The 17,508-nt window shown below is 66.3% G+C and carries 16 protein-coding genes, 1 tRNA gene and 1 pseudogene; 7 read left to right on the top strand and 11 right to left on the bottom strand.

Annotation, left to right across the window (positions count from 1 at the left end):
• From C7402_RS32635 to otsA, 3 genes and pseudogenes are all read left to right on the top strand, one after another.
• A partial coding sequence (locus C7402_RS32635; RefSeq protein WP_133254602.1) for a sigma 54-interacting transcriptional regulator occupies positions 1-720 on the top strand: 720 nt, incomplete at its 5' end.
• A 429-nt stretch (positions 721-1,149) separates the two neighbouring features.
• Complete coding sequence (locus tag C7402_RS32645; RefSeq protein ID WP_112174363.1) at positions 1,150-1,371, top strand: hypothetical protein; 222 nt, start codon at positions 1,150-1,152, stop codon at positions 1,369-1,371.
• A 223-nt stretch (positions 1,372-1,594) separates the two neighbouring features.
• A pseudogene (otsA, locus tag C7402_RS32650) lies at positions 1,595-3,001 on the top strand (alpha,alpha-trehalose-phosphate synthase (UDP-forming)); the annotation flags it as partial.
• Positions 3,002-3,229: 228 nt separating this feature from the next.
• Here the strand turns inward: otsA and C7402_RS32655 are convergent.
• The 9 genes from C7402_RS32655 to C7402_RS32695 form a co-directional block, all read right to left on the bottom strand.
• Positions 3,230-3,805 carry a hypothetical protein gene (locus C7402_RS32655; RefSeq protein WP_112174361.1) on the bottom strand — a complete coding sequence of 192 codons (576 nt, stop codon included), beginning with the start codon at positions 3,803-3,805 and terminating at the stop codon, positions 3,230-3,232.
• Between the two features lie 151 nt (positions 3,806-3,956).
• Complete coding sequence (locus tag C7402_RS32660) at positions 3,957-5,369, bottom strand: MFS transporter (RefSeq protein WP_112174360.1); 1,413 nt, start codon at positions 5,367-5,369, stop codon at positions 3,957-3,959.
• Positions 5,370-5,444: 75 nt separating this feature from the next.
• A complete protein-coding gene (locus tag C7402_RS32665; RefSeq protein WP_116613613.1) occupies positions 5,445-5,948 on the bottom strand; it encodes a YbhB/YbcL family Raf kinase inhibitor-like protein in 504 nt (167 codons plus the stop codon).
• Between the two features lie 198 nt (positions 5,949-6,146).
• Entirely contained in the window at positions 6,147-6,596 is a 450-nt protein-coding gene (locus C7402_RS32670; RefSeq protein ID WP_112174358.1) for a very short patch repair endonuclease, read from the bottom strand.
• A gap of 47 nt (positions 6,597-6,643) precedes the next feature.
• Positions 6,644-7,969 carry a DNA (cytosine-5-)-methyltransferase gene (gene dcm, locus C7402_RS32675; RefSeq protein ID WP_116613614.1) on the bottom strand — a complete coding sequence of 442 codons (1,326 nt, stop codon included), beginning with the start codon at positions 7,967-7,969 and terminating at the stop codon, positions 6,644-6,646.
• A gap of 138 nt (positions 7,970-8,107) precedes the next feature.
• Positions 8,108-8,416 carry a hypothetical protein gene (locus tag C7402_RS32680; RefSeq protein WP_224042603.1) on the bottom strand — a complete coding sequence of 103 codons (309 nt, stop codon included), beginning with the start codon at positions 8,414-8,416 and terminating at the stop codon, positions 8,108-8,110.
• A gap of 70 nt (positions 8,417-8,486) precedes the next feature.
• The gene (locus C7402_RS32685) at positions 8,487-8,759 is read right to left on the bottom strand and encodes a hypothetical protein (protein ID WP_116613615.1); all 273 of its coding nucleotides are present in this window, start codon (positions 8,757-8,759) and stop codon (positions 8,487-8,489) included.
• Positions 8,760-8,889: 130 nt separating this feature from the next.
• Positions 8,890-8,964 (bottom strand) — tRNA-Arg (locus C7402_RS32690).
• A gap of 190 nt (positions 8,965-9,154) precedes the next feature.
• Positions 9,155-9,337, bottom strand: a complete 183-nt coding sequence (locus tag C7402_RS32695) for a rubredoxin (RefSeq protein ID WP_112174355.1) — start codon at positions 9,335-9,337, stop codon at positions 9,155-9,157.
• Positions 9,338-9,595: 258 nt separating this feature from the next.
• Here C7402_RS32695 and C7402_RS47845 point away from each other — a divergent pair, with 258 nt between their 5' ends.
• The gene (locus C7402_RS47845) at positions 9,596-10,000 is read left to right on the top strand and encodes a DUF4399 domain-containing protein (protein WP_112174354.1); all 405 of its coding nucleotides are present in this window, start codon (positions 9,596-9,598) and stop codon (positions 9,998-10,000) included.
• Positions 10,001-10,130: 130 nt separating this feature from the next.
• Complete coding sequence (locus C7402_RS32705) at positions 10,131-12,059, top strand: ATP-binding cassette domain-containing protein (RefSeq protein ID WP_112174353.1); 1,929 nt, start codon at positions 10,131-10,133, stop codon at positions 12,057-12,059.
• A 34-nt stretch (positions 12,060-12,093) separates the two neighbouring features.
• On the opposite strand, the gene C7402_RS32710 is transcribed toward C7402_RS32705, so the two are convergent.
• Positions 12,094-12,447, bottom strand: coding sequence for a HepT-like ribonuclease domain-containing protein (locus tag C7402_RS32710; RefSeq protein ID WP_116613616.1), 354 nt, complete (start codon positions 12,445-12,447; stop codon positions 12,094-12,096).
• Positions 12,444-12,734, bottom strand: coding sequence for a nucleotidyltransferase family protein (locus tag C7402_RS32715; protein WP_116613617.1), 291 nt, complete (start codon positions 12,732-12,734; stop codon positions 12,444-12,446). The genes C7402_RS32710 and C7402_RS32715 overlap by 4 nt, the downstream gene beginning before the upstream one ends.
• A gap of 379 nt (positions 12,735-13,113) precedes the next feature.
• Between C7402_RS32715 and C7402_RS32720 the strand changes: the two genes are divergently transcribed.
• Both C7402_RS32720 and parC read left to right on the top strand, forming a co-directional pair.
• A complete protein-coding gene (locus tag C7402_RS32720; protein ID WP_116613678.1) occupies positions 13,114-15,105 on the top strand; it encodes a DNA topoisomerase IV subunit B in 1,992 nt (663 codons plus the stop codon).
• Positions 15,106-15,147: 42 nt separating this feature from the next.
• Positions 15,148-17,475 carry a DNA topoisomerase IV subunit A gene (gene parC, locus C7402_RS32725; RefSeq protein WP_116613618.1) on the top strand — a complete coding sequence of 776 codons (2,328 nt, stop codon included), beginning with the start codon at positions 15,148-15,150 and terminating at the stop codon, positions 17,473-17,475.
• Positions 17,476-17,508: the final 33 nt, after the last annotated feature.

The following is a 17,508-nucleotide window of genomic DNA, read 5'->3' on the forward strand; positions in this document are numbered from 1 at the left end:
CAGCACAAGGGCTATTTCGAGCGCGCGAACGGCGGCACGCTGTTCCTCGACGAAATCACCGAGATGCCGGTCGAGCTTCAGGTGAAGCTGCTGCGCGTGCTCGAAACCGGCATGTTCATGCGCGTGGGCACGACCAAGGAAATCGAGACCGACGTGCGCCTGATCGCCGCGACCAATCGCGACCCCGAACAGGCCGTGGCCGACGGCAAGCTGCGTCTGGACCTTTACCACCGCCTGAACGTCTTCCCGATCAGCCTGCCGCCGCTGCGCGAGCGCGGCAAGGACGTCGAGCTGCTGGCCCAGGCGTTTCTCGACGAACTGAACGAGCGTCACGGCACGAAAAAGCAGTTTCCGGCCGCCGTGCGCGAGATGCTGGCGGCCTACCCGTGGCCCGGCAACGTGCGCGAGCTCAAGAACTACGTGCAGCGCGCGCATATCATGTCGGGCAACGACGGCGATTTCACGGCCACGGTGCCGTTGCAGATTTCGCTCTCGAAGCCGGTTGCCGGCACCGCCGTGACGATCCCGTTCGGCACCTCGCTCGCCGACGCCGATCGCCAGCTCATTCTGGCGACGTTAGATCAGTGTGGCGGCGTGAAGACGCGTGCGGCCGAGATTCTCGGCATCAGCCTGAAGACGCTCTATAACCGTCTGGTCGAGTACGGCAACGAAGGCGGCGGCAAGGGCGACGCGCCCGCGCGCGTGGCCGGCGGCGCCTGAGCCGGAACAGGCAGACAGCCGGACGGCAGCCAGAACGTGCGCTCGCCCTTGCGCGGGCGCACCGGCGGTACGACGCTTGCAGTGTGAGTTTCGCGTCCATCATGAGGAGCGAAAGATGCCGAGCTGCAAATCCCTTGACGCCGTCCGCGTGAAGCCCTGGCTTGCGCACACCCCGCAGCCCGACGATCCCCCACCCGATCAACCCGGCGAGCCCGACGTGCCCCCCATCGGCGATCCGCCGCCGGAGCCGGGAGAAGTGCCGCACACCGTCGCACAACGAGGCCGTTCGGGCGCCGTCAGGCCAAGCTGACGGTTTTTATGTACTAGTTACAAACGCTTCGCCTTTTTTACCGGCAAATTCACGCGGCGAACCCTAGACTATAAAAAAACGCCACCGCCGCGTGGCCGCCTGCCGCTGGAGGCATCGACATGAGACATCCTGCCTTGCGCCGCTCCGCACGTTACTCGGGCAAACGCGGCCCGCGCGACTCGCAAGAGAAAAACGGCCCACCGCCTTCGGTCACGCCCGACCCCGCGGGCCAGAACCGTCCGGCGCCCGGTGTGCCGCCCGACGGCGAGCACAACCAAGGCGGGACGCGGGCTGAGGGCATCGAGTACCAGCGCGATCTCGGGTCGGAACAGGACGCCTGAGCGCGCCTGTTCCCGCCATTGCCGCGCGCCGCGCGCGGGCGGATTGCATCGCCTGTCTGATCACCGGGCATTTCCGTTCATGCGTGCTTGCCGCGCGGAATTTGCTCGTCCTGACGGTTGCCGGAAAATTTTCTTGCTCCGGACCTTGCTGATCCGGCACGCATCTTGCGTTCGTCGTTTATGCATCGTCTTCGGACCCAACGAAACAGGAGGTATAGCCGCAATGGGCAGACTGATCGTGGTATCGAATCGCGTTGCGCCGACCCAGGAGGGACGGCCCGCAGCTGGCGGGCTGGCAGTCGGCGTACTCGACGCGCTCAAGGAAACCGGCGGTGTATGGTTCGGGTGGAGCGGCGAAACCGTCGCGGAACCGTCCGCACCGGTCATCGAGCAGCAGGGCAGCGTCACCTACGCGACGGTAGGTCTCACCCGGCGTGACTATGACCAGTATTACAAGGGCTTCTCCAATACGACGCTCTGGCCGACGTTCCACTACCGCAACGACCTCGCGCGCTACGAGCGCCAGGAATATGGCGGCTACCTGCGCGTGAACGTTTCGCTCGCGCGCCAGCTACAGCCGCTCATCGAGCCCGACGACATCATCTGGGTTCACGACTATCACCTGATTCCGTTCGCGCGCTGCCTGCGCGACCTCGGGGTGAAGAACCCGATCGGCTTCTTTCTGCATATCCCGCTGCCGGTGCCCGAAGTCATGCGCTCGGTGCCGCCGCACGAAGAGCTCATGAAGTTCATGTGCCACTACGACGTCGTGGGCTTCCAGACCGGCGCCGACCGCCAGGCCTTCCTCGATTACATCGAGCGTGGCGGCCACGGCACGGCGAGCGAGGACGGCATGGTCCACGCGTGGGACCGCATCCTGAAGGTGGGCGCTTACCCGATCGGCATCTATCCGGACGCGATCGCGAAGTCGGCCGGGCAGTTTGCCGACCGCAAGCCCGTGCGCAGCCTGCGTGACGCCATGCGCGGGCGCAAGCTCATCATGAGCGTCGACCGGCTCGACTACTCGAAGGGACTCGCCGAGCGCTTCCAGGCGTTCGAGCGCCTGCTGCAAAACGGGCCGGGCTGGCATGGCCGCGTGTCGCTCCTGCAAATCGCGCCGCCTACGCGCTCGGACGTGCAGACGTACCAGACGATCCGTCGCAACCTGGAAGGCGAGGCGGGCCGCATCAACGGCCGTTTCGCGCAGCTCGACTGGACGCCGATCCAGTACCTGAACCGCAAGTACGAGCGCAACCTGCTGATGGCGCTGTTCCGCGAAGCGCAGGTGGGCTATGTCGCGCCGCTGCGCGACGGCATGAACCTCGTGGCGAAGGAATACGTGGCTTCGCAGGATCCCGACGATCCCGGCGTGCTGGTGCTGTCGCAGTTCGCCGGCGCGGCGGAGCAACTGCCGGGCGCGCTGGTCGTGAATCCGTACGACCTGAACCAGACCGCCGAGGCGCTGGAGCGCGCGCTTTCGATGCCGCACGCGGAGCGCGTTTCGCGCTATCAGGACATGATGGCGTCGCTGCGCGAGAACAACCTCTCGGTGTGGCGCGACACGTTCCTCACGGACCTGCGCAGCGTCGCGACGGCGGCGTCGGTCACGGCGCGAGCGCGCCAGGCCGCGCCCGCGGACAAGGTGTCCGCACCGGCTGCACCGGCACCGGCATCTCCACCCGCGTCTACGGCGACGACTGTGCCGCGCGCGGCAACGCGCGCGCAATGAGGTTGGCGGCGGCGATGGTGCCGCCGCACGGTTGATCGAACGCGAACGCGCGGCGCGCGTTCGGCGCACACTCACCCAAGCGGCGGCCTGCGGGCCGCCGTTCTTTTTTACGCTCGCCGTGCCTCTCGCTCAGGCCTGCTGGCGGCTCGGTTCGGCGAACGGCATCGGCGCGCGAGTCGGATCGAAATCGGCCCAGTGACCGTCGTGCCACTGGCCCGAGGCGCGCTCGATATCGGTGGCGCCCGCGTCGCGCAGTAACTGTGCGGCGCAGTCCTGGTTCTCGTAGCAGACATGCACCGAGAGCAGCACGCCGGAGTTGCGCGTTTCGTGATGGACGATCTCGCGGTGCGCGAGTGTTGGCTGCGCGGCGGACTTCGCACCGACGCTCGCGCCGATGCGCGCCCCGATCCACGCGCCCACGCCCGCGGCGATCACGACCGAGGGCAGCGCCGCCGAGAAAGCGCTAAAAATCACCACGCCCACCACCGCGCCTGCCACGGCACCCGCGGTGATATTGCGTGTGTGATGCGGCGAAGCGGCGGGCGGCGCGCCAACGCTATGGACGCCGTGGCGCGCATGCTGGCCGCGCGGATTGACGAAGAACAGGTTGACGTCTTCTTCGACGAAGCCTTCCGCGTACAGCTTTTCCGCGGCGGCTTCGGCGATGGGGAAGGTCGTGAACCGACCAGCGACGATCAGTGACATGGGAATCCCCCCTTGCCGGCTTCGGCAGGTTGACTCGCCGGGAACGGAAACACCGGGCGTCGCCGCAAAAAGCGGCGCGCCTTAAACCCATGTTAGTGCTTGCGCGTGCGCAGGGTTAGGCCGCGCGTGCGCGTGGCGCGAAGCCTTGCATTCAGCCCGGCGTTTGCGCCGCGTTGCCCGGTATCAGCCGCAACACGCTCACCACGGCCGCCACGGCGGCGAAACCCGTCGCCACATAGAGCGCGACGGTCGGCCCGTGTTGCGGCGCAATGCCGAAGATGAGCGCGACGAGCGCCGCGCCGAGCGTTTGCCCGGTGAGGCGCGCGGTGCCGAGCATGCCGCTCGCGCCGCCGCTGCGTTCGCGCGGCGCGGAGGAGAGGATCTGCCGGTTGTTGGGCGACTGGAAAACACCGAATCCCGCGCCGCACAAGGCCATGCGCCAGCAGATATCGAACACCGTGGGGTGGGCGCCGAGCGTGGCGAGCGAGAGCAGGCCGAGCGCGAAAAGCGCGAGGCCGATGCCGCCGAGCATGCCCGCCGGATAGCGGTCGGACAGGGCGCCCGAGAGCGGCGCGGCGCCGATGATGATGAGCGGCCAGGGCGTCATGAGCAGGCCCGTGTCCACCTGCGAGAAGCCGAAGGTCTCCTGGAGCATGAAGGGCAGCGCGACGAACGCGAGCATCTGCGCGCAGAAGGAGCAGACGGACGTGCTGATCGACAGCGCGAACACGGGGTTGGCGAGCAGGTCGACGGGCAACAGCGGCGCGGGCTGCGTGAGCTGCCGCCGCACGAAGAACCAGCCGATCACGATCGCCAGCACGAATTCGAGCGCGACGAGCCGGTTGCTCTCGCCGTGGCCGAGACCGTCGACCGCGAAAATCAGCAGCCCGAACACGACGGCGTTGAGCAGGGCGCTCAGGTAGTCGTAGGGCGCCGGGTGGCGCTCGTTCACGGGCAGCACGCGCATGCCCAGCACGAACGCGGCGATGCCGATCGGCACGTTGATCGCGAACAGCCAGGGCCACGACGCGATGGCCAGCACGCCCGAGGCGAGCGTGGGCCCGACCGCCGAGGCGATGGCGACCACCATCGCGTTGATGGCGACGCCGCGGCCGAGTTGCGTGCGCGGGTAGATCATGCGCACGAGCGCCGTGTTCACGCTCATGATGCCAGCGCCGCCTAAGCCCTGGACCATGCGCGCGAGCGCGAGCTGGGGGAGCGTGGTGGCGAGCGCGCAGCCGAGCGAGGCGACGGTGAACAGCATCATGCCGCACAGGTACACGCGCCGGTAGCCGATGCGGTCGCCGAGCGAGGCGAGCGGCAGGAGCGAGATGGTCACCGAAAGCTGGTAGGCGTTGACGATCCAGATCGAGCTTGCCGCGCTCGCATGGAGGTGCCGCGCGATGGTCGGCAGCGCGACGTTGGCGATCGCGCCGTCGAGCACGGCGAGCGTGATGCCGAGCGCGACCACGAGGATCGCGTAGTAACGCTGTGGAAAGGGCAAGCCGGTTTCGGCTTCGGCGGAAGAGTTGGCGGAGAGTTCGGAAAGCGTGGGCGTGGGCATCGACGGGAGAGGCGGCGCGCGCCCGGTGTGATCGTCACGGAGCGCGCCACCGGCAGCATGTTATGGGCTGTGGGCCTATTTCAGTTCGTAGAGCCCGACGTAGGTCGTCGAGTCCACTTCGTTCAGATGCGTCATGAAGCGCGCCACCGCGTTGGTCGTCTCAGGCGTCACGGGCAGTTGCGCAGCCTTGAGCGCATGCACGCGGAAGATGTAGCGGTGGGGCTTGTCGCCGCGCGGCGGCGCAGCGCCGCCGAAGCCCACTGTGCCGTAGTCGTTGCGCATCTGCACCGCGCCTTGCGGCAAGAGGCTCCCGTCGGCCTTGCCGGCGTTGCGCGCGAGCGAGCGTACGTCGGGGGGGATGTTCACCACGACCCAATGCCAGAAGCCGCTGCCCGTGGGCGCGTCCGGGTCGTAGACGGTGAGCGCGAAGCTCTGCGTGTCGTCGGGCGGCTCGTCCCATTGCAGCGCGGGCGAGACGTTGTCGCCGTCCACCCCGAAGGCCCGCTCGTCGAACTCCTGCGCCTTCGGCATGAAACCGTTGCTGGGAAAGTCATCGGACCATAGACGGAAATCAGCCATCGGTTGCCTCCTTCGCTTGGAATCCGTATTTGGGATTATTGGACGGGCGCGCTCACGCGCATGGCCGAATCTTCGCGGGCCGTGGCGCAAGCGTAGCCAGTCGATCGAGTTTATCACCGGGAGCCGGGCAGGCAGGGGGCGCTTGACAGTGTTGCATGCGGGTGCCGCATGCGTTGCGCACGGCGCGAGGTTGGCTCGTCAGGCGCGCGCCTCGAACCATCCCGAGGTTTCGTCCTCGAGCCACGCGGCGAGGCGCTCGACCACCGCCTGCGGATCGTGCTGCGCGCCACGCAACGCGCATTCCCAGATCACCGCCACGCGCCAGCCCTGGGCCGCGAGCGCGGCGAGCGCCTTCGCGTCGTTCAGGCGGTTGCGCGCGATCTTCTCGCGCCAGAACTCGGGGCGCGTTTGCGGCCACTTGAAGAGCGCGCATTGATGGCCGTGCCAGAAGCAGCCGTGCACGAACACCACGGCGCGCCAGCGCGGCAGCACGATGTCGGGCCGCCCCGGCAGCTCGCGCACGTTCAGGCGAAAGCGAAAGCCGCGGCGGTGCAGCAGGCTGCGGACCAGCTTCTCGGGCTTCGTGTTGCGCCCGCGGATGCCGGACATCATGCGGCTGCGGGTTGCGGTATCGACGACGTCGACCATCGTCTGTCGCCTCGCTTCGGTTTGCCCTGGCGCGCGGCGCCCGGCGTTTAGCGGCCTGCGGCGGTGGCCATCGGCGCCGTGGTGGCCTGGGTTGCGGCCCGGGTTGCGCGCGCAGCGCTCGCGCGGGCGGCGGCCGGCGCGGCCTCTCGCTGCGCGGCCAGCAGCGCGTCGAGATGCGGCATCATCGTGCGCGCGACCTCGCGCATTACCGGCATCACGACGCTGTTGCCGAACTGACGGTACGCCTGGGTATCGCTCACGGGAATGCGGAAGGTGTCGGGCAGGCCCATCAGCCGCGCGCACTCGCGCGGCGTGAGGCGGCGCGGGCGCAGCCCTTCGCCCTGGTGCACGAGAATCTCGCTGCCGTCCTTGTGATAGCGCGCCGAGAGCGTGCGCGTGACGCTCTCCGGAAAAGCGAGACCGTAGCCGAAGCCGTTGCCGGCCGCGCGGTGCTTCTCGGCGTATTGCTGCAAGTAGGCCCAAAGGCCCGGCGTGAGCGTGTACTTCGGTTGCACGCGGCGCGCACTGTGATCGAAGAAACGTTCGCCGTCCCACGGCAGGATCGGCTCGCGGCCGTCGGTGCGGTGCAGGATCGAGGCGAGGCGCGGTCCCTCCTCGGGCAGCGCGAGCGCGTCCCAGGAAAACGCGCTCGGCTCGCGAAAGCCGACGATGATGATGCGCTCGCGATGCTGCGGCGTGAAATGACGCCCGTCGATCACGCGGTAGTGCACGTCGTAGCCCAGCTCGTCGCGCAGCACCTGGAGGATCACGTCGAAGGTGCGGCCGCGGTCGTGCGAGACCAGGTTCTTGACGTTCTCAAGCAGGAAAGCGGCGGGCCGCTTCTCGGCGATGATGCGCGCGACGTCGAAGAACAGCGTGCCCTGCGTCGTGCACGCGAAGCCGTGCGGACGGCCGAGCGCGTTCTTCTTGCTCACGCCCGCGATGGAGAACGGCTGGCACGGAAAGCCCGCGAGCAGCACGTCGTGGTCGGGCACCTCGGCGGCGTCCACGGCCGTGATGTCGCCGATGAACGGATGATCCTCGCCGTAGTTTTCCAGGTAGGTCTTGCGCGAGAACGGATTCCACTCGCTCGTGAACACGCACTCGCCGCCGTGCGCCTCGAAGCCTTTGCGGATACCGCCGATGCCCGCGAACAGGTCGATGAAGCGAAAGCGCGCGTGCTGGCCGCTCGCCCGCGCGCCGCCGTGCAGCAGCTCGCGCAGCGCGGCTTCGAGCATCGCGGGGCAGGGGGTCTCGCCTTTTTCCCAGCGCCGCACGGTCTTCACGTCCCTGCCGACGTGCGTGGCGATTTGCTGCTGCGTGAAACGCTTGCGTGCCTGCTGGAGCAGGTCTCTCGGTTCGGCCGTGAGCACGGAGTCCTCGTTAGGGTATTTTTGCGGACATTATGACCGATGCTCGACCCGCGGCACCAGGAATTCCCGACGCGCGCGTGCGGAAAAGCGCTGCCCACGAGTGCGTGCGGCGTCGAATCGACAGGTGGAGACGGCGAATCAGGAGCGTTGCGGCGTGGCGTTGGCCTGCTTGCCCGCTGCGGCGGCCGCGCTGGCGACGTTCAGGTCGTGCAGGTCGAGGATGAGCAGGAGGCTGTCGATTTCGCTCAACTGGCCTTTGTTCACGAGACCGGTGTCGAGCAGGCGGTGCAGGCGCTGGCGCCAGTAGCTCGCCGCGAGGATCGGGCCGCCAAAGTCGCCGGCCAGCGACAGGGGCATCACGCGCCGAATGTGCGCGATATCCTGGTCGATGAGATTCGACATCATGTAACCGGCGGGGAGGGGACGCGTGGTGTCCATAAGAGCCATTACGGCACTTTTTTCCCCGCCTTTAGCGCATTTTGGCTCGGTACTTACCCTAAATCAGCGAATGCGTGACTTACTCCGCGTCCGGCGTCGGCGCGCCCGGCGCCTGGGCCGCGCTTTCGAAGAAACGCCGCGTCGCTTCGAACGCGTTGAGCATTTGCTCGGGCCAGGGGGTTTGCAGCATCACGGCCTGATGGTTCTCGAACGCGGCGCTCAACTGGCGGGCGAGTTCGGGCGAATTGAGGTGACGCAGCAGCACGCTCACGGCGATGGCGGTGGCCTGGCTCGCGCCGGCGGTTTGCAGCTCGGAAGCGGTGAGGGCGGCGACTTGCTTGTTGATGTCCATGGAAAACCTGCTCGGGGAAGAGGGGGCAAGGTGCGCGCATGCACGGAGGGGAACGGGAGAGACGGGACCGGCGGCGCACGAACCGGTCATGCCAGTCACACCGGCTGACGGTCTGTCGTGTTCTCGCGGCTGGTCCCCCTGGCAGGAATCGAACCTGCATCTAGCGCTTAGGAGGCACTTGTTCTATCCATTGAACTACAGGGAGCGCGCTGGCAAACACGATTTACGCACGACGTGCTGGCTCCGCCTGACCGCCATGTTTCCCAAGTCACCCGTCATGGCGCGGAGCCGTCGCGAGGCATATCGCGACGTAGGGCCAAGAGTATAGCAAAGGCGTTCGGGCGCGAAAATGACGCAGAAGCGTGACGCAGAACTATGACGCCGCAAGAGCCGGATCAGAACTCGACGACGGTGAAATCGGCCTTGCCCACGTCGCACAGCGGGCAACGCCAGTCGTCGGGAATGTCGGCGAAGCGCGTGCCTGCGGCGATGCCATCGCCGGGCAGGCCTTCTTCCTCGTTGTAGATCCAGCCGCAAATGAGGCAGACCCAGCTCTTGTATTCGATTACTTCGCTCACAGCACGTCCTTCGTCAAGTCGATTCGATGCATGCCCGTTATCTGTCCCTTTGTGTTTGTATTGGCCGGGTTGGAGACGGGCGACCCGCGATGTTACCGGAAAACGAGGGGAGCGCCGCCGCGCCCACGGGTGACGCCGGGGTCGCGCCGGGCTACGCGCGGTTGCGTCAAACACACCGCGAGCGTTCACGTGCCCGGTGTATGCTGGCCGCGAGCGCACACGGTGCGGATCGAATCGGCAACTTTCGAGGAGCGGACGATGAACGGAAAGAGAAGCGGCCTGGCGGCGGCGGTATTCGTGGCACTCGTTGCGGTAAGCGGCGCGGCGCGCGCCGATGGCGTGTATTTCGTCGAGCCGAAGGACGGCGCGACCGTGAGCAACCCGGTGCACGTGAAATTCGGCGTGGACGGCATGACGGTTGCGCCCGCGGGCTCGACCGCGCCGAAGACCGGCCACCACCATCTGCTGATCGATGGCCAGCCGCTGCCGCAAGGCGAAGTGGTGCCCGTGAGCGACAAGTCGCTGCACTACGGCAAAGGCCAGACTGAAACCGATGTGACACTGCCGCCCGGCGATCACACGCTCACCGCGCAGTTCGCGGACGGCGCGCATCGCTCGTATGGGCCCGAGTGGAGCAAGACGATCACGGTTCACGTGAAGTAGCGGGCAAGCCGGGGCCGCGTGCGGCACGGACCTGCGCGGCTCGACCTCCGCGGCCCGACCTGCGCGGCCCGACCTGCGCGGCCCGGTACAATGCCCCCTTCAGGTCCACCGCACGCATCGCTTTCCATCCATGTCGCTTTACACCATCACAGGCGCGCAACTGGCGTTTGGCCACGTCGCGCTGCTCGATCACGCGGACTTTTCGCTCGAAGCCGGCGAGCGCGTCGGGCTGATCGGCCGCAACGGCGCGGGCAAGTCGTCGCTGCTCACCATCGTTGCCGATCTCGCGAAGCCCGACGACGGCCTCGTCACGCGCCAGCAGGAACTTTCGACCGTCTACGTGCCGCAGGAGCCCGACTTCGACGCCGACGCCTCGGTGTTCGATACCGTCGCCTCGGGCCTCGGCGAAGTGCGCGCATTGCTCGACGAATACGACGCTGTCGCGCACAAGCTCGCGGACACGCCCGAAGGCGCGGAGCACGACGCGCTGCTCGCGCGCATGAACACGCTGCAATCGTCGCTCGATCACGCCGACGCCTGGAACTGGCGCACGCGCGTGGCCACGACGCTCGCGCAAATCGGCCTGGAAGGCGACGCGCGCGTGGGCGCGCTCTCGGGCGGCATGCAAAAGCGCGTGGCGCTTGCGCGTGCGCTCGTCGTGCAGCCCGATATCCTGCTGCTCGACGAGCCGACCAACCACCTCGACTTCGATGGCATCCGCTGGCTCGAAGAACTGCTCGTGACCCAGCGTTCGAGCCTGCTCTTCATCACCCACGACCGCGCGTTTCTCGACCGCGTGGCCACGCGCATCGTCGAACTCGATCGCGGCAAGCTGCTCTCGTATCCGGGCAACTTCTCGCAGTATCAGGAGCGCAAGGCGCAGCAACTCGAAGTCGAGCGCGTGGAGAACGATAAGTTCGACAAGCTGCTCGCGCAGGAAGAAGTGTGGATCCGCAAGGGCGTGGAAGCGCGCCGCACGCGCAGCGTCGGACGCATCGCGCGGCTCGTGCAGATGCGCCATGACCGCGAGGAACGCCGCAACGTGCAGGGCAACGTGAAGCTCGACGTGGCGCAGGGTGAGAAGTCGGGCAAGATCGTCGCCGAACTCACGGATGTCGTGAAGCGCTACGGCGGCCGCACGATCGTCGACAACTTCTCGACGACGGTCATGCGCGGCGACAAGATCGGCTTCGTCGGTCCGAACGGCGCGGGCAAGACCACGCTGCTCAAGCTGATTCTCGGCGAGCTGAAGCCCGACGCCGGTACGGTGCGCGTGGGCACGAATCTGCAAGTGGCGTACTTCGACCAGATGCGCGCGCAGCTCGACATGGAAAAGAGTCTCGCCGATACGATCAGCCCCGGCAGCGACTGGGTCGAGATCAACGGTGCGAAGAAGCACGTGATGAGCTATCTCGGCGACTTCCTGTTCGCGCCCGAGCGCGCGCGTTCGCCCGTGAAGTCGCTTTCGGGCGGCGAGCGCAATCGTCTGCTGCTCGCGCGCTTGTTTGCGCGGCCCGCGAACGTGCTGGTGCTCGACGAACCGACCAACGACCTCGACATTCCGACGCTCGAACTGCTCGAAGAACTGCTCACCGACTACGACGGTACTGTGTTGCTCGTGAGCCACGACCGCGCGTTTCTCGACAACGTGGTGACTTCGGTGATCGCCTCCGAGGGTGAAGGGCGCTGGCGCGAGTACGTGGGCGGCTTTACCGACTGGCAGACGCAGAGCACCCGCGCGCAGGAGATTGCCGAGGCGCGGGCGCCGAAGGAAGCGGCGCCCGTGGCGGCAGCGCCCAAGGACAGCGCGGCGGGGCGCAACGCCCAGCGCACGGTGAAGCTCTCGTTCAAGGAACAGCGCGAGCTGGAGGAGCTGCCCAAGCGCATCGAGGCGCTGGAGACGGAGCAGAAGACCATCGGCGCGAAGATCGAGGACGGTTCGGTCTTCGCGAAGGATGCGCAGGAAGGCGCGCGCCTGACCGAACGCTACGCGGCGATCGACGAGGAGTTGCTCCTTGCGCTGGAGCGGTGGGAGGAGTTGGAGAGCAAGCGCAAGTGATGCAAGAGAGAGCGGCCTGATGAAGGCCGCTTTTTTATGCGTGCTTCAGCTTTGAAAGCTTGAGTTCAAGTTCGGGCAAATACGATTGCACGGTGCTCCAGACAATGTCGACGTCCACAACGAAGTACCCGTGCGTCACGTGGTTGCGCATCCCGTACATGGCGTCCCACGGTATCTCGGGATGTGCGGCAGCAAAGTCGGGATCGCCACGTGTGATATTGCGCGCGGCCTCGTCAATGATCGCGATGTTGCGCACGACCGCATCGACGGCCATTGGAGTCGCCTCGAAGCTTTCGCGTGAAAGCGGCGCGGTGTACGTGCGAATCCGTTCGATCGCGTCACGAATGTGCTGGAGGTAATCTGGCGTGCGCAGATCTTTCCTTCTCATACCGGTATCGATTCGGCGACTACGCGAGCGCGGAAGGACTCGGGTAGTGCTTTGGGCGTGAGTACGTCCACTCGCACGCCCAGGAGCGCTTCGAGCCGCAACTGGATTTGCGCGAGATCGATGAGCGTAGTTTCCGGCGTGGGGTCGACGAGCAGATCAAGATCGCTATCCTCGTCGTCCTCGGCATTCGCGGATGAGCCGAATACGCGCGCATTCGTCGCGTGATGACTCGCAACGATAGCGCGGATCTCGGCGCGATGTGCACGCAAGGCTTCGGATGGTCGCATGACGGCTCCTGGCTCCCTGGCAGGGCGACAAATAGTGCAACAAATAGTGCAACAAACGGTACGACAACGCCGGTCGAACTTGCGACAGCGCGACGGGCGCCACACGCGCCCATTCTACGCGACTCACCCCACGCTCCACCCCTCGGCCGAACGGCCAATCCTCGCGCAAATTGCCGTACGAGCCCAAATCAGTACAATACCTCGCGAATTCGAACAACTGCGGGACCGACCGCACCGCCGCGAGCGCATCTGCCACCGCGGCGTGCAGCCGGGTCACCGCATTGTTTCGTATCGGTTTTTTTGAACGCTCAACGCGTTTTCCCCGCAGATGTCCACAGGACCTGTGGACAAGCGCGCGGACAACCCCCTGTGGATCACCATGTCAACGAAGAAGTCCAACGCTGCGAACACTGGCTATAGCGAAGCGTCGATCAAGGTGCTCAAGGGCCTCGAGCCCGTCCGGCAGCGGCCGGGCATGTATACGCGCACCGAGAATCCGCTGCACATCATCCAGGAAGTCATCGACAACGCCTCGGACGAAGCGCTCGGCGGCTACGGTCGCCGCATCACCGTGACGCTGCACGCCGACCATTCCGTCTCCGTCGAGGACGACGGCCGCGGCATTCCGTTCGGCCTGCATCCTGAAGAAAAAGTGCCGGTCGTCGAGATCGTTTTCACGCGCCTGCACGCGGGCGGCAAGTTCGACAAGGCCGCCGGCGGCGCCTATACGTTCTCGGGCGGCCTGCACGGCGTGGGCGTCTCGGTCACCAATGCGCTGTCGACACGCCTCGATGTCACCGTGTGGCGCGACGGCAAGGTCGCCGAAATCGGTTTCTCGGACGGCAACGTCACGAGGCCGCTCGCCACGCGCAATGCCACGCGCGACGAAAAGAAAACCGGCACGCGCGTGACCGCGTGGGCCGATCCGAAGTATTTCGACTCGCCCAATCTGCCGCTCGGCGAGCTTCAGCGTCTGCTGCGCTCGAAGGCCGTGCTGCTGCCGGGCGTCGAAGTTACGCTCGTGATCGAGAAAACCGGTGAGCGCCAAAGCTGGAAGTACGAAGACGGCCTGCGCGGCTACCTGCTCGAAGGCATGGGCGGCGCCGACCTGCTGATCCCGCTCTTCGAAGGCGAGCGCTACGCCGACGCCCGCACCACCGACGACACCTTCGCCGAAGGCGAGGGCGCCACGTGGGTCGTGGCGTGGAGCGAGGAAGGCTCGCTCACGCGCGAGTCGTACGTGAACCTGATCCCGACGCCCGCGGGCGGCACGCACGAAAGCGGCCTGCGCGACGGTCTGTTCCAGGCTGTGAAAAGCTTTGTCGAGCTGCACAATCTTCAGCCGAAAGGCGTGAAGCTGCTGCCCGAAGACGTGTTTGCACGCGTCTCGTTCGTGCTCTCGGCCAAGGTGCTCGACCCGCAGTTTCAGGGGCAGATCAAGGAGCGCCTGAACAGCCGCGACGCCGTGAAGCTCGTTTCGTCGTTCTCGCGTCCGGCTTTGGAGTTGTGGCTCAACCAGCACGTCGAGCACGGCAAGAAGCTCGCGGATCTCGTCATCAAGCAGGCCCAGGCGCGCACGCGCGCGGGCCAGAAGGTCGAGAAGCGCAAGAGCTCGGGCGTGGCCGTGCTGCCCGGCAAGCTCACCGACTGCGAGTCGACCGACATCGCGCGCAACGAACTCTTCCTCGTCGAGGGCGATTCGGCCGGCGGCTCCGCGAAAATGGGCCGCGACAAGGAGTACCAGGCCATCCTGCCGCTGCGCGGCAAGGTGCTCAACACGTGGGAGACCGAGCGCGATCGTCTGTTCGCGAACAACGAAGTGCACGACATTTCGGTGGCGATCGGCGTCGATCCGCACAGCCCCGACGATACCGTCGATCTCTCGAACCTGCGTTACGGCAAGATCTGCATTCTCTCGGACGCGGACGTGGACGGCTCGCACATCCAGGTGCTGTTGCTCACGCTGTTCTTCAAGCATTTCCCGCAACTGATCGAGCGCGGCCACGTGTGCGTGGCGCGCCCGCCGCTGTTCCGTGTGGATGCGCCCGCGCGCGGCAAGAAGCCCGCGCAGAAGCTCTATGCGCTCGACGAAGGCGAACTCGAAGCGATTCTCGACAAGCTGCGCAAGGACGGCGTGCGCGAAACGCAGTGGACCATCAGCCGCTTCAAGGGCCTTGGCGAAATGAGCGCCGAGCAGCTCTGGGACACGACGATGAACCCCGACACGCGGCGCCTTTCGCCCATCGCGCTCGGCGACCTCGACTACGAGGCCACCGTTGCGCGCATGACGATGCTCATGGGCAAGGGCGAAGCGGCTTCGCGCCGTTCGTGGCTCGAAGAGAAGGGCAACGAAGTCGAAGCGGACATCTAAGCAGACGTCTGAACGCGCACACGATTACGGATTGATTGAAACATGGACGATCTCTTTGCTGAAGTGACGGACGCCCCGAACGGCGACACGCTCACGCTCGGCCACTACGCGGAACGCGCGTACCTCGACTACGCCGTGAGCGTGGTGAAGGGCCGCGCGCTGCCCGACGTCTGCGACGGCCAGAAGCCGGTGCAGCGCCGCATTCTCTTCGCGATGAACGAAATGGGCCTCGGCGACAACGCCAAGCCCGTGAAGTCGGCGCGCGTGGTGGGCGACGTGCTCGGTAAATACCACCCGCACGGCGACCAGTCGGCGTACGACGCGCTCGTGCGTCTAGCCCAGGACTTCTCGATGCGCTATCCGCTCATCGACGGCCAGGGCAATTTCGGCTCGCGCGACGGCGACGGCGCGGCGGCCATGCGCTACACCGAAGCGCGCTTGACGCCTATCGCCAAGCTGCTGCTCGACGAAATCGACATGGGTACCGTCGATTTCATGCCGAACTACGACGGCTCGTTCCAGGAGCCGAAGACGCTGCCCGCGCGCCTGCCCATGCTGCTGCTCAACGGCGCGTCGGGTATCGCGGTGGGTCTCGCGACCGAAATCCCTTCGCATAACCTGCGCGAAGTCGCGTCGGCAGCGGTGGCGATGATTCGGAACCCGAAGCTTTCGCACGCGGAGATCATGGAAAAGGTGCCGGGGCCCGATTTCCCCGGCGGCGGCCAGATCATTTCGAGCGACGCGGAAATCGCGGCGGCCTACGAGTCGGGCCGCGGCAGCCTCAAGGTGCGCGCGCGCTGGAAGATCGAGGAGCTCGCGCGCGGCCAGTGGCAACTGGTCGTGACCGAACTGCCGCCGAACACCTCGGGCCAGAAGGTGCTCGAGGAAATCGAGGAACTCACGAACCCGAAGCTCAAGCTCGGCAAGAAGACGCTCACGCCCGAGCAGTTGCAGAGCAAGCAGACCATGCTCGCGCTCCTCGACGCCGTGCGCGACGAGTCGGGCAAGGACGCGCCCGTGCGCCTCGTGTTCGAGCCGAAAACGAGCAAGATCGATCAGGCCGAGTTCGTCAACTCGCTGCTCGCCAACACGAGCCTCGAATCGAACGCGTCGCTGAACCTCGTGATGATCGGCGCCGACGGCCGTCCGCGCCAGAAGGGCATCAGCGAGATTCTGGGCGAGTGGATCGGCTTCCGCTTCGCGACGGTCACGCGCCGCACGCAGCATCGCCTGACCAAGGTCGACGACCGCATCCATATCCTCGAAGGACGGATGATCGTCTTCCTCAATATCGACGAGGTGATCCGCATCATCCGCGAGTCGGACGAGCCCAAGAGCGCGCTGATGAGCGCGTTCGGCCTCTCCGAGCGCCAGGCCGAGGACATTCTTGAAATCCGTCTGCGTCAGTTGGCGCGGCTGGAGAAGATCAAGATCGAGAAGGAGCTCGCGGAACTGCGCGAAGAGAAAGCCAAGCTCGAAGAACTGCTCGCCAACGAGTCGTCGATGAAGCGGCTCATCGTGAAGGAAATCGAAGCCGACGCGAAGCAGTACGGCGACGATCGCCGCACGCTGATCCAGCAGGAAAAGCGCGCGAGCTTCGAAGCGCGCGTGGTGGACGAGCCGGTCACGGTGGTCGTCTCGCAGAAGGGCTGGGTGCGTGCGCTCAAGGGCCACGGGCTCGACACGCAAGGCTTCACGTTCAAGGCCGGCGACGGTCTCTATGCGGCGTTCCAGTGCCGCACGCCCGACACGCTGATCGCGTGGGGCAGCAACGGCCGCGTGTATTCGGTGTCGATCGCGAACCTGCCGGGCGGCCGTGGTGACGGCGTGCCGGTCACCTCGCTCATCGAACTCGAAGCGGGCACGCATCTGCTGCATTACTTCGCGGCGAACGCGGAACAGCCCTTGCTGCTGGCGTCGAGTAACGGCTTTGGCTTCATCGCGAAGATCGGCGACATGGTGAGCCGCGTGAAGGCGGGCAAGGCGTTCATGACGATCGACGAGGGCTGCGTGCCGCTCGCGCCGATGCCGATGCTGCCGGGCGCGCTCCACGTGGCGTGTCTTTCGTCGGGCGGACGTCTGCTGGTGTTCGGCCTCGACGAGATGAAGACGCTTTCGGGCGGCGGCCGCGGCGTGACGCTCATGCAACTCGACGATGACGGCAAGACGTGCGAAACGCTCGTGCAGGCGCTGGCGATCGGCGCGTCGGGTGTCGTGCTCGAAGGCACGGGCCGTGGCGGCAAGGCGGGCGAGGACCTGATGGCGGGCGCGGTGCTGGCGCCGCAAATCGGCAAGCGCGCGCGCAAGGGCCGCGCGCCGGACTCGAAGCTCAAGGTCATCACGGGCATGCGCCCGGTGCTGCCGCAGTAAAGAGGGCCGCAATAAAAGGGTGCAGATCCGGCG

This window comes from Paraburkholderia unamae, from assembly GCF_003096875.1.
Lineage (GTDB): Bacteria > Pseudomonadota > Gammaproteobacteria > Burkholderiales > Burkholderiaceae > Paraburkholderia > Paraburkholderia unamae.

Bases quoted from the DNA above. Each gene is read 5' to 3' on its own strand.
- C7402_RS32645 (WP_112174363.1), top strand. From the start codon at position 1,150: ATGAGACATCCTGCCTTGCGCCGCTCCGCACGTTACTCGGGCAAACGC.
- C7402_RS32655 (WP_112174361.1), bottom strand. From the start codon at position 3,805: ATGTCACTGATCGTCGCTGGTCGGTTCACGACCTTCCCCATCGCCGAA.
- C7402_RS32660 (WP_112174360.1), bottom strand. From the start codon at position 5,369: ATGCCCACGCCCACGCTTTCCGAACTCTCCGCCAACTCTTCCGCCGAA.
- C7402_RS32665 (WP_116613613.1), bottom strand. From the start codon at position 5,948: ATGGCTGATTTCCGTCTATGGTCCGATGACTTTCCCAGCAACGGTTTC.
- C7402_RS32670 (WP_112174358.1), bottom strand. From the start codon at position 6,596: ATGGTCGACGTCGTCGATACCGCAACCCGCAGCCGCATGATGTCCGGC.
- C7402_RS32680 (WP_224042603.1), bottom strand. From the start codon at position 8,416: ATGGCTCTTATGGACACCACGCGTCCCCTCCCCGCCGGTTACATGATG.
- C7402_RS32685 (WP_116613615.1), bottom strand. From the start codon at position 8,759: ATGGACATCAACAAGCAAGTCGCCGCCCTCACCGCTTCCGAGCTGCAA.
- C7402_RS47845 (WP_112174354.1), top strand. From the start codon at position 9,596: ATGAACGGAAAGAGAAGCGGCCTGGCGGCGGCGGTATTCGTGGCACTC.
- C7402_RS32705 (WP_112174353.1), top strand. From the start codon at position 10,131: ATGTCGCTTTACACCATCACAGGCGCGCAACTGGCGTTTGGCCACGTC.
- C7402_RS32710 (WP_116613616.1), bottom strand. From the start codon at position 12,447: ATGAGAAGGAAAGATCTGCGCACGCCAGATTACCTCCAGCACATTCGT.
- C7402_RS32715 (WP_116613617.1), bottom strand. From the start codon at position 12,734: ATGCGACCATCCGAAGCCTTGCGTGCACATCGCGCCGAGATCCGCGCT.
- C7402_RS32720 (WP_116613678.1), top strand. From the start codon at position 13,114: ATGTCAACGAAGAAGTCCAACGCTGCGAACACTGGCTATAGCGAAGCG.
- parC (WP_116613618.1), top strand. From the start codon at position 15,148: ATGGACGATCTCTTTGCTGAAGTGACGGACGCCCCGAACGGCGACACG.